The organism is Prochlorococcus sp. MIT 1342 (genome assembly GCF_047304495.1).
GTDB lineage: Bacteria > Cyanobacteriota > Cyanobacteriia > PCC-6307 > Cyanobiaceae > Prochlorococcus > Prochlorococcus marinus_D.
This window is the reverse complement of the sequence record NZ_CP138957.1, coordinates 96,375-123,049: the sequence shown is the minus strand read 5'-3', so window position 1 is coordinate 123,049 and position 26,675 is coordinate 96,375. Positions and strand designations below refer to the sequence as shown.

At 47.2% G+C, this 26,675-nt stretch carries 20 protein-coding genes; 11 read left to right on the top strand and 9 right to left on the bottom strand.

What is annotated here, in order from left to right; genetic code table 11:
• The first annotated feature begins 186 nt into the window (after positions 1-186).
• Complete coding sequence (locus SIB79_RS00580; protein ID WP_063402904.1) at positions 187-1,434, top strand: ABC transporter ATP-binding protein; 1,248 nt, start codon at positions 187-189, stop codon at positions 1,432-1,434.
• Here SIB79_RS00580 and SIB79_RS00575 read toward each other — a convergent pair.
• Genes SIB79_RS00575 through SIB79_RS00565 form a run of 3 tightly spaced genes read right to left on the bottom strand, consistent with a single transcriptional unit; the run spans position 1,431 to position 5,888 of the window.
• Positions 1,431-3,848 carry an endonuclease MutS2 gene (locus tag SIB79_RS00575; RefSeq protein ID WP_413681166.1) on the bottom strand — a complete coding sequence of 806 codons (2,418 nt, stop codon included), beginning with the start codon at positions 3,846-3,848 and terminating at the stop codon, positions 1,431-1,433. The genes SIB79_RS00580 and SIB79_RS00575 overlap by 4 nt on opposite strands.
• Before the next feature lie 40 nt (positions 3,849-3,888).
• Complete coding sequence (gene hemB / locus SIB79_RS00570; RefSeq protein ID WP_011825065.1) at positions 3,889-4,890, bottom strand: porphobilinogen synthase; 1,002 nt, start codon at positions 4,888-4,890, stop codon at positions 3,889-3,891.
• 38 nt (positions 4,891-4,928) lie between these two features.
• Positions 4,929-5,888, bottom strand: coding sequence for a DnaJ C-terminal domain-containing protein (locus tag SIB79_RS00565; RefSeq protein ID WP_063402905.1), 960 nt, complete (start codon positions 5,886-5,888; stop codon positions 4,929-4,931).
• Positions 5,889-6,022: 134 nt separating this feature from the next.
• On the opposite strand from SIB79_RS00565, the gene SIB79_RS00560 reads away from it, so the two are divergent.
• Positions 6,023-6,469, top strand: a complete 447-nt coding sequence (locus SIB79_RS00560) for a hypothetical protein (RefSeq protein ID WP_236072485.1) — start codon at positions 6,023-6,025, stop codon at positions 6,467-6,469.
• A gap of 914 nt (positions 6,470-7,383) precedes the next feature.
• Positions 7,384-8,016 (top strand): FAD-dependent thymidylate synthase, encoded by a 633-nt coding sequence (thyX, locus tag SIB79_RS00555; protein ID WP_011130917.1) that lies wholly within the window; start codon positions 7,384-7,386, stop codon positions 8,014-8,016.
• A 232-nt stretch (positions 8,017-8,248) separates the two neighbouring features.
• Here the strand turns inward: thyX and SIB79_RS00550 are convergent, their stop codons facing one another.
• A complete protein-coding gene (locus tag SIB79_RS00550) occupies positions 8,249-9,202 on the bottom strand; it encodes an NAD(P)/FAD-dependent oxidoreductase (protein ID WP_063402907.1) in 954 nt (317 codons plus the stop codon).
• Between the two features lie 288 nt (positions 9,203-9,490).
• Between SIB79_RS00550 and SIB79_RS00545 the strand changes: the two genes are divergently transcribed.
• The 3 genes from SIB79_RS00545 to SIB79_RS00535 all read left to right on the top strand — a co-directional run bounded on the left by SIB79_RS00545 (position 9,491) and on the right by SIB79_RS00535 (position 12,665).
• Entirely contained in the window at positions 9,491-9,829 is a 339-nt protein-coding gene (locus SIB79_RS00545) for a hypothetical protein (protein ID WP_063402908.1), read from the top strand.
• Between the two features lie 173 nt (positions 9,830-10,002).
• Positions 10,003-11,388: a sodium/glutamate symporter gene (locus SIB79_RS00540; RefSeq protein WP_063402909.1), complete on the top strand. Its 1,386-nt coding sequence runs from the start codon at positions 10,003-10,005 to the stop codon at positions 11,386-11,388.
• A gap of 755 nt (positions 11,389-12,143) precedes the next feature.
• Positions 12,144-12,665, top strand: coding sequence for a pentapeptide repeat-containing protein (locus SIB79_RS00535; RefSeq protein ID WP_236072487.1), 522 nt, complete (start codon positions 12,144-12,146; stop codon positions 12,663-12,665).
• Between the two features lie 507 nt (positions 12,666-13,172).
• Here SIB79_RS00535 and SIB79_RS00530 read toward each other — a convergent pair.
• From SIB79_RS00530 to SIB79_RS00520, 3 genes are all read right to left on the bottom strand, one after another.
• Positions 13,173-13,964, bottom strand: a complete 792-nt coding sequence (locus SIB79_RS00530) for a metallophosphoesterase (RefSeq protein ID WP_063402911.1) — start codon at positions 13,962-13,964, stop codon at positions 13,173-13,175.
• A 224-nt stretch (positions 13,965-14,188) separates the two neighbouring features.
• Positions 14,189-14,467, bottom strand: a complete 279-nt coding sequence (locus tag SIB79_RS00525; RefSeq protein WP_413681122.1) for a transthyretin — start codon at positions 14,465-14,467, stop codon at positions 14,189-14,191.
• Positions 14,468-15,501: 1,034 nt separating this feature from the next.
• Entirely contained in the window at positions 15,502-18,312 is a 2,811-nt protein-coding gene (locus SIB79_RS00520) for an FAD-dependent oxidoreductase (protein ID WP_196757565.1), read from the bottom strand.
• Positions 18,313-19,070: 758 nt separating this feature from the next.
• Between SIB79_RS00520 and SIB79_RS00515 the strand changes: the two genes are divergently transcribed.
• From SIB79_RS00515 to SIB79_RS00505, 3 genes are all read left to right on the top strand, one after another.
• Positions 19,071-19,520, top strand: coding sequence for an SHOCT domain-containing protein (locus SIB79_RS00515; RefSeq protein WP_155724548.1), 450 nt, complete (start codon positions 19,071-19,073; stop codon positions 19,518-19,520).
• Positions 19,521-20,250: 730 nt separating this feature from the next.
• Positions 20,251-20,364 carry a chlorophyll a/b-binding protein gene (locus SIB79_RS00510; RefSeq protein ID WP_081215614.1) on the top strand — a complete coding sequence of 38 codons (114 nt, stop codon included), beginning with the start codon at positions 20,251-20,253 and terminating at the stop codon, positions 20,362-20,364.
• Positions 20,365-21,598: 1,234 nt separating this feature from the next.
• Positions 21,599-21,868: a hypothetical protein gene (locus SIB79_RS00505; protein ID WP_063402929.1), complete on the top strand. Its 270-nt coding sequence runs from the start codon at positions 21,599-21,601 to the stop codon at positions 21,866-21,868.
• A gap of 322 nt (positions 21,869-22,190) precedes the next feature.
• Here the strand turns inward: SIB79_RS00505 and SIB79_RS00500 are convergent, their stop codons facing one another.
• The gene (locus SIB79_RS00500) at positions 22,191-22,520 is read right to left on the bottom strand and encodes a hypothetical protein (RefSeq protein ID WP_236072489.1); all 330 of its coding nucleotides are present in this window, start codon (positions 22,518-22,520) and stop codon (positions 22,191-22,193) included.
• Between the two features lie 1,190 nt (positions 22,521-23,710).
• Here SIB79_RS00500 and SIB79_RS00495 point away from each other — a divergent pair.
• Complete coding sequence (locus tag SIB79_RS00495) at positions 23,711-24,157, top strand: cupin domain-containing protein (RefSeq protein ID WP_413681121.1); 447 nt, start codon at positions 23,711-23,713, stop codon at positions 24,155-24,157.
• Positions 24,158-24,613: 456 nt separating this feature from the next.
• Here SIB79_RS00495 and SIB79_RS00490 read toward each other — a convergent pair whose 3' ends face one another.
• Positions 24,614-24,928: a hypothetical protein gene (locus SIB79_RS00490; RefSeq protein WP_063402918.1), complete on the bottom strand. Its 315-nt coding sequence runs from the start codon at positions 24,926-24,928 to the stop codon at positions 24,614-24,616.
• Between the two features lie 1,322 nt (positions 24,929-26,250).
• Between SIB79_RS00490 and SIB79_RS00485 the strand changes: the two genes are divergently transcribed.
• Positions 26,251-26,487, top strand: coding sequence for a hypothetical protein (locus tag SIB79_RS00485; protein WP_041384596.1), 237 nt, complete (start codon positions 26,251-26,253; stop codon positions 26,485-26,487).
• Positions 26,488-26,675: the final 188 nt, after the last annotated feature.

Below are 26,675 nucleotides of genomic sequence, written 5' to 3'. Positions count from 1 at the left end.
CTCATTCATGGATGAATCAGGGATGTCATCACATCTTGGCTTAATTCTCAAGATTCACTGGTATGACTTGCGTTAAGGTGAAAAGATCCTCTTTCCCTTTATCCGTGGCTGATCAATGAACTGCTCTGTAGGCGCCCAGCTTGGTCAAGCTCCAACCCTAGGATCAGCCTGATCGGGGAACTGTGGGTGGCCGGCGTTCGCTTCAAGGCTCTCAACAAGACCTACCCAAGCAGGCGGAATGAACCCGCTGTTGAGGTCATTCGTCAACTGAATCTACAAATCAACGATGGTGAATTCCTTGTGCTGGTGGGCCCCTCCGGCTGCGGTAAAAGCACACTGCTGAGGCTGCTCGCGGGCCTCGAAGCCCCTACCAGCGGAGAGATCTACGTAGGCAAACAACCTGTCTCGCAGCTACGACCTGCCCAAAGGGACGTGGCGATGGTGTTCCAGAGCTACGCGCTTTATCCCCATTTAAGTGTGCGCGACAACCTGGTCTTCGGCCTACGGCGCAGCCAGCAGCGATCTCTAGGCCAACTCCTGCAAGACCAACTCCATCGCACGACCCGCAACTTTCCTCCACTTCTGCAGGTTTCATCTATACGAGAGCAGCGAATCAAGGCCCGCACAAGCGAAGTTGCTGAAGCCCTGGAGCTTCAACCACTACTCAATCGCCAACCCAAAGAACTCTCTGGCGGTCAAAAACAACGTGTTGCACTAGGCCGGGCAATGGCGAGAGAGCCGTCTGTATTCCTGATGGACGAACCACTCAGCAACTTGGACGCAAAACTGCGCAATAGCACGCGCACTCAAATCGTTGACCTCCAGCGTCAACTTGGCACCACCACCATCTACGTCACCCACGACCAAGTCGAGGCGATGACGATGGGTCATCGGATTGCGGTACTGAATCAAGGGCAGCTACAGCAATTGGGCACTCCAATCGAGCTTTATCAATGGCCATCAAACCTTTTTGTTGCGCAGTTCATCGGTAGTCCGCCCATGAACGTACTGCCAGTATTTGTTGGCCCAGCCAATACGCTCCTACTAGGTGATCGTCGCCTAGCGGTTGAAGGACCAATGGCCGAAGCGCTGCTGCATCTGGAAGAGGGGCAACCGCTCAGCGCTGGTCTTCGACCGGAGCATTTGCGCGTAGCTCCTTCCACCAATCGCAATCTCGCGGCAATCGTGAGTCATTTAGAAGTCTTAGGCAATGAACAACTGATCACCTGCAAACTTGTTGACGGGAACCATCTCGTTCAAGTGAGGGCCTCGCCCGAGCTCTCGCTCAGCGCTGGAAGCAACCTGCATCTAGAGCCAGATCCTCGAGGCTGGCGACTGTTTGGTGCCGACGGGGAAGCCATCGCAATGACAGCTCAAGACAACACTGAACAAGACCCAAACGACCGCAAACTCCACTTGCCCATTCTGGGCTAATGCAGCCAAATCACACTGCAACCGGCTCCACCATCACCCTGATCGGCATCGTTTACGCGTTGCACATAAGGAACGGTCTCAAGCCACTGGCGTAGCCCTCGCTTGAGTTTGCCGCTGCCGATGCCATGAATGACCCATATCGGACCAGTGCTACTGCGCAGGTGCTCCTCAACGGCAACCTCGGCTTCATGCACCCGCAATCCGCGAACATCCACGGTGTTGCGGGTCGTGCGTACCTCCGCGCCACGGCCCAGACCTGAACGGACCTTCACCTTCACCACCAACTCTGGAGGACTTGGCTTCAGGCCATCAAGGCTTTCCACCCCTGACAGCTCCACAGTGCTGCGCATGACTCCACAACGCACTGTGAGTTGATTGCCATCTTCAGAGATAGCAATCACTTCTGCCGCCTTGCCAAGGGCCAACAGCCGAATGCGCTCTCCCACCTCAGGACGCCAGCCCATGTGCTGTTTGCGTTGAGGCTGAATCCGATGGTCAGCCTGAATGCGACGCAAGCGCTGACCTGCACGTCGTGCGGACTCACCATCGGCACGACCCTCGCGCAACCGTCGAATCAACTGACGGACTTCCTTCTGCCCCTCTCGAATGGAGCTCTCCAGCTTCTGGCGGCCTTGTTCCTGCAAATCTGCAGACTGCTTGCGCTGCTTCTGCCAGCGACTGAGAAGTTCCTCATGCAGCAATTCCGTACGTGCCAGCAGAGCCGCGGCATCTTCAGCAGCTGCCTGTTGAAGACTGCGTTGCTCTTCAAGACCACGGATCACCTCATTCACCTCTCCATCACCACAAGGTCCCAGCAGCTCTTGGGCCTGAGCAATCACTGCGTCGTCTAGGCCAAGCCGCATCGCAATGCTGAGGGCATTACTGCGACCAGGGATTCCCCATTGCAGTCGATATGTAGGCAACATCGTCTCGCCATCAAAGGCCACAGAAGCGTTTTCAAAGCGAGAATCCCCATATTTGAGGGCCTTGAGTTTGCCGAAATGAGTTGTCGCGATGGTCAGGCGAGCCCGGTCGGCAAGCGTGCGCAGCAGGGCTGTAGCCAGGGCCGTCCCTTCACTGGGGTCAGTACCCGCACCGACCTCATCAAGAAGCACCAAAGCTGGACCAGGCCCCTCGTTCAAGGCTTCAAGAATGCAGCCAATGCGCTTCACATGGCCACTAAAGGTGGAGAGATTCTGTTGTAGTGACTGTTCATCACCGATATCAGCAAGCACCTGAGCACACCAAGGCATTGATGGACTCCCTGTGCAAGGCAACAAGAGACCCGCCCGAGCCATCAGCAAGGCCAGGCCAACACTCTTAAGCGTGACAGTCTTTCCACCGGTATTGGGTCCTGTAATCGCGACCACTTTCAGGGTGGAGGAGACCTCAACGCTGATCGGCACCACAGCTTCCCCATGGTCACGGCGATGCTGCCAAACCAGCAAGGGATGTCGCAGCTCCTGAAGGCTGAAAGGAGCTGCAGCCTCGGCATGCAACGTAGGGGGGACCCCACCAAGCCATTGACCATATCGGCCACGAGCCAGAGCCAAGTCGAGTTGAAGCAGAACCTCTGCCAGGCGCCCGATCGATACGCCGGCCTCAGCCACCGCCGCACTCAACTCCGCCAAGACGAGCTGCTGCTGCTCTCGGATACGACCATCCAATTCAGCAAGACGATTACTCAGGGTGATCACAACCTGAGGCTCAACAAAGACTGTGCTGCCAGATGCTGAGCTGTCGTGGACCAGGCCGGGGAGTTGAGACACTGCGGCGGCTTTCACCGCTAGCACTGGCCGGCCATGGCGATCTGCGATCACAGTGTCCTGCAGCATGGCCGCATGACGCCTGATCACCTCCTGTAGGCAATCGCGACGTTCCTGACGCAAACCTTGCCACTGTCGTCGCAAGCCAGCGAGCTTGGAGCTGACGCGATCAGCCACCCGACCACCCTCTTCCAATGCAAATTTGAGTCGCCGTTCCAGCTCGGGCATCGTTGCGACATCCAGCAACAACGCCGAGATCGTGGGACGAAGCTCTGGATCATTAATCTGGCGGCGCAAGCGGCGCGCTGCTGCAAGGGTGTCGGCAACAGCTAAAAGCTCTTCCCCAGAAGCCACACCACCTTTTGTACAGCGAGCCAGGATATGGCCAAGGTCATGGACACCCTGAAAGCTGAGGCCTCCATCAATCAGACCATCCAAAGCACCGATCTCAAGAGTTTCTGCCAAGCGCAAACGGCTAGCAGACAAATCGGCAGGCAGCGACAAAGTCTGGCAATGACGCCGGCCCTGCAAGGTGCTGGCAAATCCAGAGAGGTGTTCACATAAGCGTGGCCATTCAAGCTGCTTGAGTGTGTCCTGAAAGGCAAGCGAAGCAGTCGAGACCTCAGAGCTCATGACTACAGCGCTCATTTCAACGCTGTCGCGCCCCACTGAACTTGAAAGCAGCCAATCATCCCTGCCGTAACCAAGCGGCTGCATCACAAGCGTGGTAGGTGAGGATCAAATCGGCACCAGCTCGCTTGAAACTCAACAAGGTTTCTAGAACCACCGCCCGCTCATCAAGCCAACCCCTTTCCGCAGCAGCCTTCACCATCGAATACTCGCCACTCACGTTGTAAGCAGCGATGGGTAACTCCGATTCTTCGCTTAAACGATGAATGATGTCGAGATAGGCCAGGCCAGGCTTCACCATGAGAATGTCTGCACCCTCCTGCTCATCGAGTTGAGCCTCAGTAATGGCCTCACGAGCATTGGCTGGATCCATTTGATACGTGCTCTTGTCTTTAGGGATTGGCTTGCCACCAGCCACGCGCGGGGCTGAATCAAGCGCCTCGCGAAACGGGCCGTAATACGCCGAAGAGTATTTCGCTGTATAGCTAATGATCCCCACATGCTCAAAACCCTCGTCGTCAAGAGCTTCACGGATGGCACCGACGCGACCATCCATCATGTCGCTTGGTCCAATCAGGTCAGCACCAGCACGAGCCTGAACCACAGCCTGACGACAGAGTTGTTCAATCGTCTCGTCGTTAAGCACCACACCCTCGGCGCTCACGATGCCGTCATGACCATCACAGGAATATGGATCCAAAGCCACATCGGTCATCACTGTCATTTCCGGCAACTCATGCTTGAGCTGCGTGATGGCCCGCGGAATCAACCCATGCTCACTGAAACATTCCGCCCCATCTTCAGTTTTGAGGCCCTCAGCGACTTTCGGGAAAAGCACCACACAACGAATGCCCAGACCCCAGGCCCGTTGCACTTCTCCCATTAAGCGATCCAGGCTCCAGCGATTGGTTCCTGGCATGGCACCGATCGGCTCCACATCAGCTCCCTCATGGACAAACAAGGGATAGATAAAGTCAGCAGCAGTGAGGCTGTGCTCCCGCACCATGGAACGCAGGGCAGGGGTACGACGCAGCCGACGAGGGCGATAAGTGAGATCCATCAAAACCGCATAACAATCTCGTGAGCGTAAGTCTCGCCTCAGAGTGGAGCCATCTGAAGCCACGCCTGACGGGGGTCAGTACTGCGAGACTGCTGCAACCGTTTCAACAACTCCAGCTCATCGGCAGACCATTCAGACGGTAACTTCAGGTTGAGGGTCAAGAGCAAATCACCACGCCCCCCAGGCGAAGGCCAACCTTTGCCTTTAAGCCGCAGACTGCGGCCTGGCGAGGTTCCTGCAGGAATGGTCACCTGAGCTTCCCCATCAGGAGTCATCACAGTCGCAGTACCCCCTAGTGCAAACTCATCGAGCGCAACGGGCAAATCGGCCCTCAGCTGATCACCATCCAACCGCCATAAGGGATGGTTTTGTACATCAATATTGAGGAAAAGATCACCCCGCCGGCCAGTACCAGGTTGAAGATTGCCCTTTCCCTTGAGGCGTAAGCGCGAACCAGGTTTAATTCCCTGCGGAATGCGCACCTGCACTCGTTCTTCATTAACAGAAAGGGTGCGTTCGGTACCGCGAAACGCTTCAGCAAAACTTACCTTCAAGGTGGCTTCAGCATCAAGATTCACCGGAGCACGAGAACTCCCTCTAGGGAAGCCTGCGCCACCAGGGAAACCAGCGCCAAAACCAGCAGCAGCTTGAGGCCCACCAAAACGGCCCAAAAGGTCATTAATGAAGTCGTCAAAATTCCCATAACGACCAAAGTCAACTTCAAAACCAGCGCCGGCAGGACCTCCGCCACCCATGCCACTGGCCTGATTCCAATAGCGGCCAAACTGCTCATATTTACTGCGTTTATCCGGATCGGAAAGCACCTCATATGCCTCACTCACCTCCTTGAACTTCGCCTCAGCAGTAGAATCATCGGGATTCACATCAGGGTGGTACTGGCGCGCCAGCTTGCGGAATGCTCGCTTGATGTCCTCGCTATCGGCGTTGCGCTCAACTCCGAGAACCTTGAAATAATCCCGGTAGCCGCTGCCGGCCATGGCGTTGATTTGGCCCGAGGCCCTACATCTGTTCAGTGTCCCAGTTTCGCAGTAACCCTGCGCCTTGCTACATGGAGGGAAGCCCGAACGATTTGAGAGTGCTTAAGTTTGCCAAACCCCACTCTTCAGCTTCCATGGTTCGGCCACAAATACTCAAAGGCAACCATGGCCTGAAGTTATGGCTGTCCCTACTTACAACAATGGTGCTGAGTCTCTCACTGCAAGCTGCCAAAACCCGAGCAGGCGATGGCGCTGCCACCCTAGGGGAACCTCTCAAAACATCAACCAGAGAACAACTGACCTTGGTTCGTCATCTCAACACCATCGGAGCCGTGTTCTACGGCTCCTGGAGCTGTCCAGCTTGTTTCTTCCAAAAAAACCTGTTCGGCCAGCAGGCGAGCACGATGCTGAACTATGTGGAATGTGGCAAACCGAAACAGCTGCCTGAACAATTAGCAGCCTGCGTAAAAGCCGAGATTCAGGCCTATCCCACCTGGATCCTTGAAGACGGCCAGCGACGTGAAGGGGTGCAATCGATCGAGGAGTTAGCAATCTGGACCAAGATGCCTCCCAACCCTTAATAATGCACAGATCCTTGACACCAACGAACAAAGGAATAGCCTGAAAAATCTTAATTAAGCGAGCACCAATCAAACTTAAGCGTAATATTGAAAGTCAATCACAAATCATGAGACAACTTCACTTTAATTCCAGAGAATTATCTGCAAACAATCACCTGTATAAGCTTAGATAGCTGTGGCGATGCAACAACGAGAACTCCACAAAAGAGCAAGTCAACACCTCTAAAGCAATCGCCTTTTGCCGAAGAAGAGGCAACACCGTACATGAATTATTTTTCAGTCACATGCTTAAATCTACCAACCAAGAGATAAGTGATTCAATGGCCACACCATTAAGTCACACTTGACCAAACAATTCAGCCATTTATTGTTGCCAACAAAAGTTTAACGGGTAAAAGAGAAGCCCTTGAAGAGATCTTAACAGAGCCTAAGCTATAAATGCAAAACATCAACTCAAGACAAATACAGCAACACTTTTAAACCATTCATGAGAAGACTAATTAAGTTCATCACTTACTTCACTGTCGAACACTTGTCTACTGAGATCTCAACTGGCTTTGTCTCCGTTTCAAGGAATTTATTTTACAGCAAAGTTCTCTGCAACTGCTAACAAAATTCAAGTTGAAAGAATAAGGTAAACTCAGCAAGCTGTTAACACTTCCTCTATCAGGTCTCATCAACCCAATAAATTTGCTAAATCTTTATATGGCAGTACAGGTCAAGGCTCAGGGATTAATCCATTCAAGCCGCCTCAAGCATTCTCACGAATACAGAAGTCGTGCAAAGAATGATCGATCCTGCTGGATGCACAACCATTTCGCTCTCAGTCGAAAGATAAGGCTCAACAATAAACATCATCACAAAAAACAGCCAATCACAAACCCAAACCATTCAATCTCCCAATCATCAGATTCATGAACAGCGTATCCTTAATCTCCGTAACGCCCAAGGCAGAAGAAATCATTGCTTACTGTGCGAGAGTCTCAAATCCTCAAAATCAAGACAATCCTGATAGCGAACGGCTTATCCGCTATCTGATTAAACATCGTCACTGGAGTCCCTTCGAGATGGCCCATATAGTTATGGAAATAGGAACGACCCGAGCAATAGCAGCGCAAATCCTCAGACATCGAAGCTTCTCTTTTCAAGAATTTAGTCAGCGCTATGCTGATGTCTCAACAATGGCCTTTGCCAAGCCGCCTTCACTACGCAGGCAAGACATAAAAAATAGGCAAAGCAGCATCGACGATCTTGATCAAGAGACAGTATCAAAACTGAGTTCAAAAGCGAACTTATTGTTTGAACAAAGTCGCGACCTATACCAAGAGATGCTTGCGGCTGGTGTAGCAAAAGAATGCGCAAGAGAAGTTCTTCCACTAGCAACTCCCACAAAAATCTATATGGCAGGGAGCGTTAGATCTTGGCTTCATTATATCGATCTGCGCTCCGCACATGGCACCCAAAAAGAACACCAAGATGTTGCTATCAAGTGCCGAGAAATACTCACAAAAGAGATGCCTTGCGTCTGCAATGCAATGTGGCCTTGAAAAGAAAATATTAAAGCCCGGATTGATATCACCAGAATTACCAGGGTTCAAATTTAATCTTTAGCCAGCATATAAGTCAATTAAATTAATCGCCTTAAAGATGACTTCTCATTCATCTTACTCTACACAAAAACTCATTCTTCAAACTCTAAAGTCAATTTCCTGATCGAACAAATCATCAGCCATGCAGAAAAGATCTGCAAGGCAAGGCCTGGTCGAAGGTGCGTTCTCATTAATGCACCCAATCAACACGAATCCCCTTGCGGCTATTCAGGAATCGATCGATCGCCATTGCTGCAATACAACCGTCTGATGCGGCCACTACTGCCTGCTTAAACGGGGTGTTCCGAATATCACCAATAGCCCATACCCCTTCCACTGTTGTGGCCATGAAGTCATCTACCACAACGCCACCATCCTCTTTAAAAGCCACCTGATCACCTAAGAAATCAGTGATTGGCTTAGAGCCACTCATGTAAACAAACACACCTTCAACCGCCAAGTCCTGCTCTGTCTCCTGAGTCCGATTTTTCAACTTGATGCCAGTCACGCCAGCATCATCTCCCTCGATCAACATCAATCTTGTGCGGCTCCAGTGTTGAACATTGGGCTGAGTCATCAACGCTTGCGCGTGCGCGTCATCTTCCTTGGGGTCACTCGTGGTAAGCCAATGCACTCTCGAGGCGAACTTGGTCAGCACCTGTCCTTCCTCAACAGCCTCTTTGTTTGCCCCAACAACAGCCACCTCACGTCCTTTATAGAAAGCACCATCACAGGTAGCGCAATAGCTCACGCCGCGGCCAAGGTACTCTGCCTCTCCCTTAAATGATGCTGGGCGCCCCAAAGCGCCAGTCGCTACAACCAGCGCCCTTGCCTTAAAAGTCCCTTCAGGGGTATACACCGTTTTCCACTCACCATTTACGTCCACACCAAAAACCTGGGCACGGCGATAATCACTGCCGAAAGAAACGGCCTGCTCACGCATCAAAGCCAGCAGCGCTTCACCACTCATCTCACTGGAAACGCCTGGATAATTAGCGATCTGATGAGTGATAGCCAAGGCGCCTACATCAGGATTCTTATCAAGGATGACTGTCTTCAAATCGGCACGCGATGTGTAAAGCGCGCAGCTGCAACCAGCTGGGCCACCACCCACGATCACCACATCGGCTTCGATTGTTTCCAAGGGGCAAAGGTCTCCAGCAGGGTGTCAAAGCTGCTCTGAACAGCTCATCAGCTTCAGATCAGGATGCGCCGTTCTGACAACAATCCCAAAAGCCACCCCAACCCTACTGAGTTCAACAGGTGATCTGTCTTAAAAGAAATGCCTGTTCTTTGGGCAATGCCATACCCCATCACTGGATTGGGAGCTTGCAAGTCGATAGCCCCTCAAGCGCTTCGCGATACCCTCCCCTTACTCATTTCCCCAGCTTGGTCGATGAGAATCGGCACAAACACACCGAGATGACAACTGATGAGCACTCCACCTAACGATCGTTACACAGCTACGCGAATTGAGATCTCACTTCAGGAGGAGGTCTTGGGTTGCCTCGATGACTATTGCGATGTTTACGCTATAGACAGGAGCATGGCCATCGGACATCTGCTGCAGGGCGCCCTGCATAGTGCTCTACCTGACCCTGATTGGTTAAAAGAAGACAAGCCACTCACTGCAAACGCCTCAGCCAACAGCGGGGATTCAGCATCGAGAACTAGCCCAGCAGAAACAAGTACAGCAACACCAATGGCTCCCCGCAATGAAGCACTCGCCGCCAATCCACTCATACAAAAGCGACACAACACTCAAGCCTGAGCAGGCACAAGCTCTCGATTCCAGCCATGCAAGCCAAAAAGGAGCGCTGAAATTAAAACCCTTGACATACAACAGTCATGGCTTTCACGATGGCGCAATACATATCGAAGTTCTCCAGAACACAAAACACCATCTGAACCGCTGCTTTGATCTAAAGCCACTAGACGGCTCCCATGGTTAACGGCTTGCAAAGCCTGCTCCATGCCACTCAGCCAACCAATTTGTGGCTGGCCCTAATTCTGCTGACTTTGCTGGCTTTGTTGCTGAGCTTGGGGCGAAGGCTCGAGCCTGCCTTGCGACTGGAGCGACTAGGCCTGCCTATTGCCCTGTTGGCCGGCACAGTAGGCCTGCTGCTGGGGCCCTATGGCCCCCTCCCCCTGCTGCCACTGAGCGTAACGGACATCTGGACTGAAGTCCCAACAGCGTTGCTTACCCTGGTCTTCGCCACCTTGATGCTCGGGCGCCCCCTCCCGAAAGGTCAAGGCTTATGGGAGCCCGTGGCATCCCAGGCCATGCTGGGAATGATGCTCGGTTTTGGTCAATACCTAGTAGGGGGACTAGCGGTCCTACTGGTGTTGATTCCCCTGTTGGGGGTTGATCCGCTCATGGGCTGCCTGATTGAAGTGGGTTTTGAGGGCGGCCATGGGGCAGCGGCCGTTATGGGTGAAAGCTTTCGCGAACTCGGCTTCCCTGGTGGCCAAGATCTTGGCCTGGCAATGGCAACAGTGGGCCTGCTCACATCAACCCTTCTGGGCAGTGTCCTGGTGATTTTCGGCCGTTGGCGTGGATGGGTTGCCCCCCATGGCCCCACAGAAATCGGAGACACAGGAGCTATTGAAGAAGAAACGAGTTTTGGCGAACAACTTCGCCTGCTGGCCGTCAATCTTGGCCTGGCTGGAGCCGCTGTGGCTTGCGGCGTGTTGATGCTCGAAGGCCTGCGATTATTGGGCCCTTGGCTGGGGGAGTTCTACCGGCAAGTCATTCACGTCTTCCCAGTCTTTCCTCTTGCACTAGGGGGTTCACTACTGATCCGACTAGCCCTGGAAGTCTCAGGCAAAACTCAATGGGTATCACAGTTATTGCAACGTGAAATCGGCATCCTGGCCACCGACCTGCTGATCACCACCGCAATGGCAAGCCTGAATCTGCCGCTGCTGCAACACGACTGGCTTCCGCTAACTGTGTTGTCTGTGACAGGGCTGGCCTGGAATCTATTGATCATGCTCTTTGTGGCCCGGTTCACACTGCGAGAGGAATGGTTCGAGCGCTCGATCACCGAGTTCGGACAGGCCACTGGAGTAGCTGCGAGTGGCCTTTTGCTGCTACGACTGGCCGATCCCCGCAACCTGACAAAAGCCTTACCTGTGTTTTCGATCAAACAATTGATCCTGCAACCAATTCTCTCTGGTGGGGTGATCACCGTTGTAGCCCCTCTAGCAGTAACTCGATTGGGACTGCTTGGCTGGACAGAGCTTTGCGGCTTTCTTACTGTCATATGTATTGGATTAGCGGCAATCATCAACATCACATCATCATCAGAATCAACAGAAGCTGTGTGAATAGCGATGACAGACCAATACACATTTGCTACCAATATTTTGACGCAATCTGCTAGTTTCTATACCTCCATGTAGCAGAAATCTACACTGTAATGGATTAGAGACTCATCATTGCCAAGAAAGAACTCTCTCAACGATTCACAAGGCCATCGGCATGAAGACGTAGAGGAACATCTCAATAAAGAACACGATCTAAATACTATAGAAAATACCTCCCCCACAGAGAAGTGATAGCTTCAGAATCATGAATTTACAACCGCAAGGAGCATTGCTACCAACCATTAAAAATGGAACTTGAGAATGAAACAATCATGATTGCAGAGCTGCCTAAAGCTATCAAATCCAACGCAAGGTAGCTTTTGAGAATTAGCTTTGCAATGATAGGTCTTTTTGCAAGAGAAATAATCGTAGCTTCTTGCAATGCATAGGAAAGAACCAATGTTTATTTGCTGGCCGTGATAAACATTTAAGCATCAGAGAGAGGCTGAAACGAGCGTCAGAATCACTTATCAAATCAGACAACAAACAGTAGCCAGACCAGGCACGGGAAGTAGCAAGAGTTACCTTAAACCGTAGATATTTTACGTTAAACTAGCACCTTGAATACAGCAATTATTTGCTTCCAATGAGATATTAATAGTGGCCAGATGGTTCTACGATGCAAGCCAATGTGGAAGATTAAGTCTTCAGTCCTGCGATCTCTACTACTGGGAATACTCATCCCAATTACCGCTTCTATTTATCTGACCCTGCCCTTGGCAGCTGATGCCACTTATCCAAGTATGTGGGAGAATGATCAGGGTGGAGCTGATCCATCGATGCTAGAGACTAGGAAGAATCTAGATGCTCTCAGCAAAAAGTATCCATTTCTCGAACAAGTTGAAGATGGCAAACCCTTAACAGCGGAATTTGTAAAATATGATCTTGCTGGTTTTGATTTAAGCGAGGCTGATCTGCGTGGATCAACATTCAGCGTAACGTCTCTGAAGAATGCCAATCTCCACGGTACAAACTTAGAGAATGTACTGGCATACGCCACTCGCTTTGACAATGCAGACCTCTCAGAAAGTATCCTACGCAACGCGAATCTAAGGAAAAGTGAATTCGCTGGAGCTTTGATAGATGGAGCTGACTTCACTAACGCCATGCTGGACAGGCAAGAACAAAAAGCTCTCTGCGCAAGAGCTAAAGGCAAAAATTCAAAAACTGGAGTGGATACATATACAAGCCTTGATTGCTCTGGAATCTCAGAACGATTTATTCCCGCCGGCAGATAGATAGATGATTGGAAAAATGATTAATCAAAACAAAGAGCCCTCAACGGTACTAACCGGGAAAGAGTTAAAATAAAAATCATAGCCTATCTTCTATTCATCAAGAATAAGTGGTTACTCGGCAAGACATGTATCAAATAGAGAGCTAATAATCAGTTTGTTCAAGTCTGAGAGGCAATACTCGCTTGATTTGCATCTGCCATGTGCTACCAAAGATTATTTCTCTAAGGTTTTGGATTACTATCTTAACGCAAAGACCACTGCAGGAAGAACTTATTCTTTAATAGATGACAGTCTTAATAGATGATTGGATGAGATCTTCTCTTGCATCAATAGATGTATGATTATGTCTACACACTCCCACTGCGGGATCGATTGCATTTGAGCATCTTATCAATAGATCACAGACTTGATCTCTGCAGCAATAACTGCATTGCGAGTCAAGAATTAATTGATGTCTTAGAAAGATATATTAGGACTCACAACATAAGGGCATCGATTCTGCTCTGGTTATCGACCCACATCAGCCTGGTCAAGATCGGGATATGACCATCGCAGGAGCTTTTCAAAAAAGTTGCCCCTTTCATCCAACTCAATCAAACGCCCACCAGGTTCATCTTCTCGACCCAGAAGGCATGGTTGTACAGCCTTAAAACTGCAAAGAGTGGAAGGGCAGCCAAGCACCAACACATCTTTACGCCCAGGCAATCCCCCTTGCCAGTGCTGATGGATATGACCACATACCACAGCGCATAACTCTTTTACAGGAGTGAGTAGCTTGATCAACGCCTCACCATCCACGAGACCAATGGCATCCAACCAGGAAGAGCCAATCGGCAAAGGTGGATGATGCACCGCCACCACTAATGGCCTGCCAGATTGCTCAAAATCTGATAAGCGCGCATCGAGCCATTGCAATTGTGATTCACCAAGTTGACCTGCTGTTCGACCTGAGACATGGCTACTAAGAAGAATGAGACGAACACCATCCACATTCAAATCTGCTGGGGCTGTAAAGGCATGGCGTCCAAGAGCCGCCTTGATGAACAAAGGGTTGTCATGGTTGCCAGGAAGAACAGCAACCTTTATTGATGGAGAAAGATTCTGCAATTGATGACGCAATAAAACATACCCACACCAGGTTTCATCATGGCAAAGATCACCAGTAATCAAAAGCAGATCCGGGGAATGAGACGCTCCATGTTGCAATGCATACTGAAAATTCAACAGAGGATTTTTACCTCGCACCAATCGTTGATTAAAGGCAACAAGATGAGGATCACTAAGCTGTACTAAGCGCATTTATTGTGGAGCGGATCTTCGCAGCGGTTTTGTCATGGAGGCTATCTCCCTTGTTCAAGCATGAGAAAAACCAGAAGCTGGTTTCTGCCTACTCGTAGATAGCTTACGTAAAATACTTGCAGCAACTATCAGGGAGAAAGCAAGGTTTTAATAAAGGTTTTTGGAATTCTAAATCAACAGGGATGACCTGGCTAGCATTAGCTTTCTGGCAATACAATCATCATTTAATGAGCTGGAGTGAATCGGGCAACTGATGGTGGCCTTACCTTAAGGAGATGCTGCCAGATATGCCTGCAAGCATCGTAGGCAAGGATCACTAGAGTGACGTTAATGGCCACGAGCTGGATCAGAAAAAGACGGAGCGGACCATGCAGGTATCGCCAATAGAAGATGCCAAAGGTGCGGCCTGTCACATAGCCACCTCTCACCATCAAGCGCATCAGGCTCTTCAGGCTTGAAAGCAAAGCGAAGTCAACTAAAAGGGTCATGACCACCTTTGACATAAAGACCATGCCAAGGAGGACGATCAGGGCTGTTGAAATTTGAGTGAAATGAATCATGAGCAGTTACCTCACATTCATCTTATTCCAGAACGGATGCGCAAGAGAAAATAAACCAGTTAGGTGGTTCATCAGTGGCCGTGGACTGCTGTGTAGCCTCAATCGCTTTCCAATGACTCCTTGCCTGCTTTTTATTGAGCTGACAAGGGCTTATTGACAGTTCGAGGCCAAGGCTGATTGAGTAGAAAATCAAGGCTTTGTAAGTGAAAACTTGAACATCAACAAAGTGTTTATTCTGATCTCTAAATCAAAGCCGAATCACATGGCGAAAGGCTAAGTGCTTTCATACTAATATGAAAGCCATACTCTGTCTATTGCAATCATCACCTTGCATTACCATTCTTCCTATAGTTTATCTTATAATACGTTTAAAGGTAGTGCCTGAAAAATCTGACTAAAGTTCCTTCAAAGTCACTGTAGGCTACAAAAGTCATTTCGAAGAATAATTTAATATAGCAATGGAATACACTAAAAAGCTTTTAGGCAAGTCGGATTATCTCTTGGCTATGAAGGAAAATGATCCTTTGGAGAAATTACTTATGGGGGGCAATAATTAGCAGAAAGAATATGAAAGAAGCCAAGCATTTCTGGAGACTCTCTCTCCATTCGGCGCATGATAAATCTTCTTTAAAATCTCATCATTATCAATAGTACGTATCAAATTCATTCAACCATTGGGAATATGAAAAGATCTACGATGCTCAGCCTCTTCTTTTGCTACCTGTTTGAGCTCTACATCAAACTCAACCTCTGATTCGATCCGTATGCACCACTGAAATAATTCCCGTTCAGCTCGGAGAAAGTCGTCTTGGCCTTCAAGCATCGATACACTAATAAAGCTCATATCGGTGATAATTAAAAAGATCGCAAAAAATTATTCAAGACGAAGAAGCGTCGGCTCATGTTGATTGACCTCTAAAATATACTCCATCTTCAATAATGCTATGAGTTAAAGCGTGAAATGTCTATTCCATGAATCAAGATTGCTTGATCATGAAGGCATGATTAATTTCTGCTGCTGCCTTGCGACCATCTCTAATTGACTGATGAATGCTACTGGAGCCTCTAATGATATCTCCACCGGCGAATACATTGACGTGACCCTGAACCTGTAGTGTGTCTAAGTCAACCAAGGCATCAACGTCAACCAAAAGGCTTGTACTTAGATGGTCCCTTAATTGAGCCTCAATACGCTGTTGTTCCAAACCTGCCATGATCACCTGATGAGAAGAACTACAGATTTTAGAGAAAGCTGAAGGATCTATTCTGGAGTGAATCTCAATTCCAAGTTCTTGCATTTCATTTAAACGCTTAGCCTGAGATTTCGATTGAAGTTCAGACTGCTCGTCAATCAGATAAACCTTCTTTACACCGTTTTGAATTGCCAACTTTGAGATATCCATAGCAAGGTAGGTAGCGCCAACTATTGTCAAGGTCTTCCCTCTAACAATAGTTGGCTCCTGAGTAAATTGGTCTAAAAACTTCAACCCATGAATCAAGTTAAAATCGTGATCGACATCTTTAGTCTGAATTTGCTTCTCTCCTAGACCACAGGCTAAAAAGAGTGCATCATATTGAAGCCTAAGCTCAGCAATTGTAATGTCTTCTCCTAAAGATTGACCAAAATAAATCCTAATAGAAGGTAATAATAGGTTTGATATTTCACGATGTAATACTGACAGAGGAATCCTTGATGCTAGAGCAATCGATTTCAACGTCCCTCCAGCTTCGCTTTCCTTCTCGTAAATGTCTATTTGGTAGCCCAAACGCGCCAAATAATGTGCACATGTTAGGCCAGCAGGCCCAGCCCCAACTATAGAAATTCGCTTACCATTATCCGGAGCTGCCTCTGGTATGTAGTTGGGGACTTTCTCGCATACATAGCGATTTAATGACTTAATGGGAATAGAAGCGTCAGGACATAACGATTGCGAACATGACGAGCCACAAAAATCGTCTGATTGAGAAAGGTAAGAGGTTGTTTCTGAAAATGGATTAACGGCACGTAAGGACTGGGCAGCACCTAGCCAATTGCCGGCTGCGACAAGGCGAGCGATATGGGCTTGATGAGTACTGTCTGGACCCGCACGAACGCAGCGCGGAGACAAACAAGATCGGGGCTCTAATTCCACAGTTTTTATCTTCTGATGGTCAGGAATCAAATCCGCAGAATGTTGTTTTTGAGATAGAGAGGCTTTAGCAAAATGCACATAATTTTTAGGATAATGCTTTAATGGTAGATATTGAGGTTGACGAAGATCCTTTAAAATGGCATTGACTGCACTTATTGCGGACACAGTCACAGACACTACGCCGATCCCTTGACTGGTGGAATCGCCTACACAATAAAGTCCTTTCCAATCACTGCGAGCGGCCAGCCGACTCATATAGCTTTGGCTCATATTAACCTGTGGACCACCAATAGAGCCATGACTTTTAAGGGTATAGCGCTGAATCGTCTGTGGGGTAGCTATTTCCTGAACCAAGATATGTTTTTTAAGTTCTGGGAAATAATTCTTTTCTAAGTAATCAATAATTGCGGATGCTTTTTTCTGCTTTTGATCTCGATATGTACGGTTATGATATTTATCCTTACCATCGGTTGGCAGTGTGATCTCTGGAGTAGATTCCGGTAGAAATATACAGAGTGTATGGGTCCCTGGCGGAGAAGCTTCAGGATCCAACATCGAAGTGACGTAGACTGTCAGATAACTTGAAGAGCCATTGTCATTAAAGGGCAGTATTTGTGTAGGCTTAATCGTCGGGGGGACAGCTTCTACTTTAACACCAAGATAAACACAAAATACACTATAACTTGGCCTAAATTTCCCTGCCCACTTTCTTTTTCTGCGGGAGATATGCTGCGAATCGATCAACTTACCATAGAGATTCCAGACGGTTGTGTTTGAGATTACTGTATGAGATTTAATCTTAAGGCCATTTTCAAGCTGACAGCCAATCGCCTTCCCATTCTTAATTAAGATCTTGTCAATGCGATTACGATATAATATTTTTCCACCATATTTATGAATAGCTTTTTCTAGCTTATTCGCCAGAGTCTGTGGTGAGCCTTGAGCATAATAGCAACCACCTGTGTAAGATTCCACGTGGATCATTGGGCCGGCGATGGCAGGTGTCTGATCCAATCCACAAGTGGTCATATTTTGATTTAAAAGCGTAAATAGTTTGAGAATCTGCGGATCACGTGTGAAGCGTCGAAATAGTTGCTCTTGAGTTGAAAGCAGATAATTAAGCAACCTTCCCAAATAAAAAGGTCGCGTAAACATCAAATTGATGCCATGTTGCGGTGGCGTTTCCGCTGGCGCAAAAAACTGACCACCATAGCTATCCAATGACTCATGATAAAAAGATTCGAATTCACTTAGTAATGCTTTGATTTGTTCTGATTGGTGTGGAAAACAAGAACACATTTCTGCCCAAAATCTTTCCCGTTGTGTATACATAGAGACTTTAGTTTGCTGATCTAGATGGATAGTGAAGGTTTCATCCATCGGCACAAGAGTAATGTCTTCCTCCAACTCATTCATCACAAATTGATGTGGGTTGTAGCCTTTTTCTCCAAACCCAAAAAAGAGAGACGCTCCTACATCAAATGTAAACCCTTGACGGCGAAAGATACTCGCGCATCCACCAGGGAGATAATGCTGCTCTACAACCAAAACTCTGTAACCACGCTTAGCAAGAAGTGCCGCTGCAGTTAGTCCACCAATCCCAGCGCCAACTACTAATACATCATAAGAGGGCAACAAAATATCGCGGTCAAGCACGTGCATTAGTCAAGGGATACACAAGCCAAGTAAATTATCTCACTATTTTATGAAACATTCAGGCTACAAGCGCAAAACGTTGCATGCAGCTTGCAAGCAACAGATGCATAAAATTCAAACGCTCTCACAAAATCACTTATTACTGCGCACTATAAAAAGCATGAGAGGTCAATCAAGGCCTTATTTTGTTCTAGCTTCAGGAGTTGAGATGCTAATCAACCCTGAAGAAGGTGAATTTTTAGCAACGACTAGATAAGGGAATGTATTGATGCGAATATCATCTAAGACTGCGCGAATAGACCAAATATGCAAGAACGTTGATTTCAATTTCTCAGCAATAGTTTACTTGCATATATGTTTGCAGCCAGAAACATATTGGCCGCGCAAAGAGTTCAGGAATGATCAGCCAACAATTGAGCAAAGAGTTAAAACAACTTAAACGCTTATGAATAACAGTAATTTCAATTCAGCATCTACTGCCTGCTCTACTATTCTTGAGTTACTTCACTATGCAGAAAGATAATAAAGATTTTGTGCTATTAAATAGTTCTTGATCAGGCTAAATGGTCCATCCAATCTCAGCCAAACAAATCCTAGCTTTCAGAAAACGTCAACAGGACACTGGCTGGGGTTATGCATTGTCTTCTGCTTGGGTTCCTCTTGTCCAGATATATTACGCCATATCCAGAAGATCTATCACCCCAATAATTTATGGGATTGCAGGAACAGCACTGATATGCATAATCATTGGAGCATGCATGAATACTTTCGGAGTCTCAGGCCAAGGGCCTTCCTCAGAACAATGGAAAGTAGTCTTCTATTTAACTACATATGTTGCTGGACCATTCCTGTACAAATCGGGAATCCGTCAAGCCAAACGAGAAGCAATGCTAATTCTCATGCGAAATGGAATTACTAAAGGAAAGCTGCGTAGACCATGGAATCCATCAATGCTTCGTCTAAGTCTAAATGTAAAAGACTGGGTTCACGGCGAGGCTATCACCAAAACCAAAATGCCAAAGAATGAGAAAGCAGAAACGTTTTTACCAGAGCGGTCGGAAAAATATTTGGTGCGATGGTGGCTCTTTGTAACTGGAGCCAAACGGCCTTTTCAAAAGCTGGAAGAGCTAAAGCAGCTACATGAACAAGGCTTGATCAACAAAGAAGAATATAAGAGCTCGAAAGAAAGGGCTCTAAGAATCAAATAGATCTTACTATACAATTATATCCAAATAAATCACTAAGAATTGATGGTTTTCTTTAATAAGTCTAGCCTGACTCTAAATAATTTGAATTTTTGTTAATTATAGAATAATGGAATTCGACATGCCAGGAATTTATTAGACATTACTGAAAATACCTACTCATCTTGTGTAAACATTTAAAGCCAAGAAGATATCCTTTCTAGGATACCCTTCTTCGTCTAACTTTCAACAGACTCTAGATTTATCAGCGGAATTGACTGACTAACTTTAATCAAATTTTCCAGTTCTGAGTTGATTCGTCTCTGTTCTTTTCTCAAAGCTCTCTACACACTGGGACTCATCAAGGAAGACAGCTACTTGGATCTCATTCGAATGAGAGTTAGCCTTGGCATTGGTTGACTATATCAAGAGACTAGTAATTAACGAGTTAAGAGTACATAACCTCTGCAGATAACCCAATTTTAATTGCTGGATATACGCAATCCGCAATCTTCCAAGAAGAAATCGGTTTAGTCGAATGAAATCAAGATTGCAAGCCAGATCTAGCTCAAGCACATTGGTGTTGGATACTTTTAATGCCTTACTGAGCTAGATCGACGACCGATCAAACGAGTTGTCCAGTGCATTGACCTATTGACCCAGATTGAGAGACCTGTCTTCATGTAATAGAGATAAGCAGCAGCCTTTCTGCACCTACGGCTCTTCTCTTTGATCGTTAGGAGGGTTTTCCATCATGACTTTCGCCCGATTGAGCCAAGTCGAGATCATGCACGGGAGATTTGCAATGGCGAGCCTCACATCACTTGTGGTGATTGAAGTCATCAAGTTGCAATTGACCTCCTCCTAGCAATGCTCGCTGAGTTGTTTTAGCGCTGTTCCATCTGAACAAGAAGACCAAGCCCAACCCATGTGTTGATCAAACTACAAGTGAATGTGGCTGGATTGATTCGCAGTGAATCAACAGGAGCGCAACTAACTCTAAGGGTTTGAACGCATACCAAATCCACACAAGGAGTATCACTAATAGGACTGATTGATGGATCTAATTGCTTTAGACAGAAGTGCCGCACTAGAATCTTCAGCAAAACTTTCGATTGAGCAGCTACCAGAGCACTGGCTGAGCTGGGCGATTGGCCTTTTAATTGGCTTTGCGCTCGCATAAATCCTCAACTGGGCTGTATGACTCCACAGCTTGTAGCCCTCTACTATCTCCAACTTCAATCTAACTCTTTGCAAATTTGGAGATACTTGCCAACGCACTTATGAAGAAGAGGAGCAACGAGCAACTCAGAGTCGAGATTGTAAGTAGACCTTTACAATATTTTACTGAATACATGTGAATCAAAGCCAAGTTGCTAGCAGACATGAATCATGGTGTTGATCTTCCAAATTAGTGATCAGCTTTTGCAAGCACTTCATCGCAAAACTAAATTAATAGAGCAATCTATCCACATTCAGAGTTTGAATCCAATTTAAATGAGTGGTTAACAAAAGTAGCGGCCATTTCAATTCACATTTGAGCCACTTGCAAAGTCATGGCATAAGACAAAAGCTTGCTCTATTCATAAAAAAACCGACCCACTCTAGAGGGGGGGGTCGGTTTTTAATGTCGTTGAGTGATTAAGCGAAGCTTCTGAGGATTGGCACCTGGGGCCATTTGTCCAGGTGTGTGGCTGTCAACACTCCTTTAAGGGCACCTAGGACGATGCAGAGGAGGCTCGACTGGTTTGACGCACCAATAAACTTTGTCGCACCAGACGATCAGCCCACGATTTTTTGAGACTGTTGGAGCAGGGGCCAGAAGTCAGCTTGCTTCTGCTGCGTACTCAGGTGGCGTGTCGTCCAATTAGGCGCCTCCGTGTTCGATGTACATACCTTGGCCTTGTCAGCCATTGATGGCAATCAGTCTTAATGCTGATTGCAGACAGCTCTGATCCGGAGCAAAATTAAATTTTTGGGCTTTTAAGCACTGGTTGATCTCTAGATCAGCATCAATCGCTATGAGAACCAACCTCTGAGCAAAGAGGTTCCTCTTGAAAACGGCCATTCCCTTAATCTCTTTTCTGGATCTAGAGGAAGAGATGCCGAGGAAGCGCCGCAAACTCAGCAAGGGCATGGAAGCCGAGATCGCAGCGGCTCAAAGAAAGGTGGAGCTGGTGATGGCAATGATCTACGACATCGCCGATGAAGAGACACAAGGTGAATATTTATCCGGCTTTGAGCAGATCAACGCCGCAGCCTCTCACCTTTCAGAGAGCTATGTCTTGAAGGGCTTCTGCGAGGAGACAGAGGGGACCCTGGCCCTCTACAAGGGGCTACTGGAGCGTTTTGAGCAGGAATATGAGCTCTAGCCCTTTTCCACTTCACCTAAAGGTAACTGCGCAGGCCAACCAAGCTGACGCAGCTGCTCACTGCTGAAGTTCTGAGATTGATACAACTTCATCCCATATAACTTTAAAACTGAATTCTAATGGGGAATGATCCATTCCCTAAGGCATGGACAATTCAGAGAAATAGAACCAGAAAGAACACCTTTGCAGCAAGCAGGTGACATTTAAAGGCAGAAAAAGCCTAATTAATGTTGTTGGCTTCTCAATGTTCGCACGGCCGGCAATGGCCAAAAGCCAGTTAAATTTTTGCATGCACATGAAAAATAAGACATCGTAAAAGGATTCAACTAAACCAACAATAAATATCTACAGGAGAAGACACCGCTGCCATTGTCGATAAAGGACGCTTGAGCTCAGGGCGTTGCTCGTCTTGAATGAACACAAATACCATCAACAGCAAGGGTGCAATGAATGCTGCAGCGGCTACTAACCCAACGATCTGAGTCGGCCTAATGAATGGGACCTTGACTAAAGGGTCTCCACATTGGCCGCAGACCATCACACCATCCGCACGTTGCTGATGAATCTGGTAGCGACTCGAACAGAAAGGGCAGTGGTATCTACTCATCTGAATCTGAATCTGAATCTGAATCAACTCGAACCTGAAACTCAATACCCACGCATACGCCAATCGCAATGAGCAAAAGCCCTAACCAGACATTGAGAGGGGGGAAAGCCAAGGCTTTTCTCTACGAGGCTAAGTCGCACCATACCCCCTACACCCAATTCTCCTAGCAGCCTCGCCCTTAGAAACTATGAAAAAGAAGTGTTTGCTGGAATGATGCTCTGAAGCGGCCGAGTGTGACTCCGTCAAGATCTCCTCCGTAGAAGATGAGAAAAGAATCCGCCATTTGAAGTCATCCAACTTGAGTCTCTAATCAAGCCTGTGTGAGACTTGTACAACTTCTGATCTTGTGCATCAAGCGTGACAAGAAGTCCTGACCAACTTGTCAGCCTCTAGTGACTAGCTAATCTTATCCAGCCTTACTTGCGCAGTTCAAGGAAATAAAAATCAATCCATAACTGAGTATATCCATATTTCTTTTGCAATGTTCACATACAGCTCTATTAACTAGTAATCCATAGGCTTTATGGATAAAACAATAAAAAACTAACCATGTAATCTCTGACTATATATATTGAGAAGCAGTGCTAAAAGTTTAAAACATTTTAGTCGACTTTCAAGATGCGACTCTTACTATAGACAAGACAAAGATGATGTCTTCTAATAGTCAGTCGTGTGCTGCCGTCTCCTCATCGGTTCATAGAATTCCTTTCTTTGGCTTATCCTTAAATGGTTGGGCGCCAATATTGGGCGGTACGTTTTTACTCTTCTCAGACACAACTGCAGCTCCCATACCTCCCATTACTCCTTTGATCCAATTAATGAATCTTGGCAAGGGCGACTCCGCATCGCGCTTTTGATCAGTCATCATACATTTCCGACTGTTGAAATGCTACACGATCACCCTTGCCAAGGCAAAACCTTCTGAAGGATTCCTGATTCACATCATTACTGAATTCTGAATGTGCATCTTTACCGTTATTCATCGCACAAGTCCTCTTGAGTACGTTCTTCTCATCATTATAAATCAATCCTAAGGCAAAGGGGCCTAATGTCAAACTGATTCCGTGAGCATTAATTTACGTAACCACACAGGCCAACACCCTCATTCTTATTGAGACAAGTGAAATGACTGACGCAAGAAAATAAAAACGCCTACACCTCCCCCCACCTAGAACACTCTGACTACTCTGAGGGCATGAAAAAAACTCTTGGATCCATTGAAAGACAGCAGCATCTTGAGACTCATTGACCAATTCCAGTTATCCCCACATCCGGAGGGAGGCTGGTACCGGGAAGTCATCCGAAGTGATCTGACAGTAAAACGAAGTGATGGTCATCAACGCAATGGCATCACTGGGATCTTTTTTCTCTTAGGCAAGGAAGATAAAAGTTGTTGGCATCGTGTCGATGGTGCAGATGAAATCTGGATTCACCTCCAGGGAGCACCGCTCTCTCTTTGGCGACTAGATCCAATTAGCAATGAAATCGTCAGATTGAATCTGGATGCAGCACAGCCAATGCAGATGATCCCCGCAGGATGCTGGCAAGCTGCTTGCAGCCAAGGTTCCTATACCTTGGTGAGCTGCTGTGTTGGTCCAGGTTTTGACTTCGAAGACTTCAAAATGCTTCGAGACATTCCCAAGCAATGCTGGCCAGAGGAAGCCCTTCGTGAGCTGATTTGATGCTGACATATTCACCAAAGCGCCGATGCCTGAAGACTAAAAATTAAGCGGTCATTCCACTCATGGGCGTCCATCTAGCACCTCTAAGGTTTGCGTGTTGGAAGCGCAGTCGAAGGTTTACCACCGCCACATCACCCAGCATTTAAAAATTGGATAAGTGCAAAGCCAATCTATGAGGCAGACTTGCTTCCTCTTGAAGCGTCTCTAGCCGAAGAGCTCCGTGACCAAAAACCTTGGGTTAACGCAAACATCCATGCCCCAGGAACAGGACTAGCCTTGGCCCTGCTCGCCCTAACCCAAGTTCCAATTGCAACTGAGGCAATTCTCAGGGTTTTTTGCATTATTGAGATGCACAGTTACAAGGAATACGATGTTCCCAGGGCGACTCGCTTTTGCAACGGTGGCTAAAGGTTCGGGATCCCCTTGTTCCATTCCACCATTGTTGCCTAGTGGAACCTATGTGGAGCTCTTGCGCTCTTTAAGAAGGGCCTCTGGCGTGAAGGACCACTCGGGCTGCTTAGCTTTGAATGTTTTGGCCTTGAATCCGAATGTGATGCCATTGATGTTGACCAGCCCTTTGAACTCATAGAAATTTTTCTGAGCACTAACGATGAGGTACTTGTTGTCCCTGCAAGGTTCTCTGCCTTGTTCGTCTCTAACTCTTGTAACTTCAGCATCTTCTCCAAATTCTTGCTCAGCGCAGTAGGTGATGAACTGAGTGGTTGGCGTAGGGTCCATCAGCAAACTGTAGCCACATGTTGTGTCTGTCATTCAAGCTTTATGTTCAACACCACGCAATCGGAATAGAAGAGTCCACGACGAGCCCTTAAGGTGTTGCGGAAAAGCTAGATAACTTCCAAGAAAAATTGACCACCCCGAAGGATGAGTTAAAAACAAACAACTGCAACAAATGTGAACCGCCATCGGCCAAGAGCTTAATACTAAACTTTACCGAAGTCAGCATTGAGCACCAATAACAAATGGTTTTGAGACTTTTGAAATACTGAGAGTGGTCACCACAATCTGCAAAACAATCCTCAATCCCTTAGCCTTTCAATACCTACCTACCAACCACTTCATCATTAAGGCTTAGACTGATAATTATTATCTCAGATGCCATTATCACTGCGGAGCTTGAATGCAAGTTAATGTCATTAGAAGTCACTTCATTGGAAAGGCATCGCGATCACAAGCCAGAAGCTTAACCGCAAACATAACTCTCTATTAATATCAATACAGGCATACCCAATCGGATGCCACAGGAAGCAAGAAGAACAAACAAAAGCCAAAGGCACTGCCTTACTTGACCCCAAGGCCTCATCAGCCCGTTCAATTCAAGACAAAGAAGCCTGGCATAAGGGAACAATCAGCAATGATGACAATGAAGTTAAAGAACCTGAAAATTGGCTTCAATAAATAATCTCCCCAATCACTCGTCCTCATTGTAATCAGTCGGCATTAGCAATATGAAAATCCAAGCACTTATCATTAAGGCTATAATTGTTTCCACTACGCCGGGAGACACCTCTGGCAATTGATCCATCGCCCCAATTCTCCATTAGTATATCTAAAGCCAAAATCTTTTCAGCGAAAACGTATAAATCTCTAAAGACTATTAACGTTGCAGAGGTTTTGCTAGAAGCCCTATAACCACCCTCCAATCCTTTGCTTATTTCTTTGAGGCTTGGCCTGTTAGAGCGAGCTTATTGCGTTGAATCGATCCTGCATCCAGCCAAAGCACTATTGACATATGTGTCTTAAGGCTAATCAGCTTCTCTGAAGACAACACCAGATGAAAATGACCTCCTTGAGGAACTGGTTGCCAGAGGTGATCAAACCTACTATCCAAACAGAACTCTAGCTATCGATAAAAACAAATAATATGAGGCATAGATACAGTTGAAAACTAGTAGTTGATGCCTAGCAATGGATCAATACTATAAGGTGAGGAGATTGGTTAAAAGTTGAGTCTTGCGGTGCCGTCTAAGCCTCCATGCTGATTAAAAAGCCCATGAGTGTGGTTATTACTGCCTTCTGTATCCAATATTGAAGCAATTGATCTTCATAGGCTATTTGCAGACATTTCCTTATCCATGACTGAAGAGACCACGACAAAAAAGGACTGCATCAGCAAAAAGAGCTCAATGCTTGCTTATGGAGTCATTCAGATCACCGCCACCGTTGTCTCCGCAATCTCCCTTGCTGCAATTGCTCTGGGTGTCTGCTCCATCAAACAAGAAAGCAAGGTATTCAACGGCTGCGTAGAGGAAACCATCGCCACAGGCAGGAGCAATGCTGAGGCAGTTCGCTTCTGCAATGGAGGCAACTGAAAAGAAGCAGTTATTCCTCCTGCGCCTCTAATACAACCTGGTTCCATTTGAATGAGGAGTCTGAGGACGCAGACACCCTGAAAATGAGTCCTGGACTTGAGGGCAGCCAAAGCGGGTGCCCTTCTTCATGCCAAGGGTTTGCTGTTTTGTTCATTGGGACGAGTTGCGTAGACATTGAAGAGTATTGA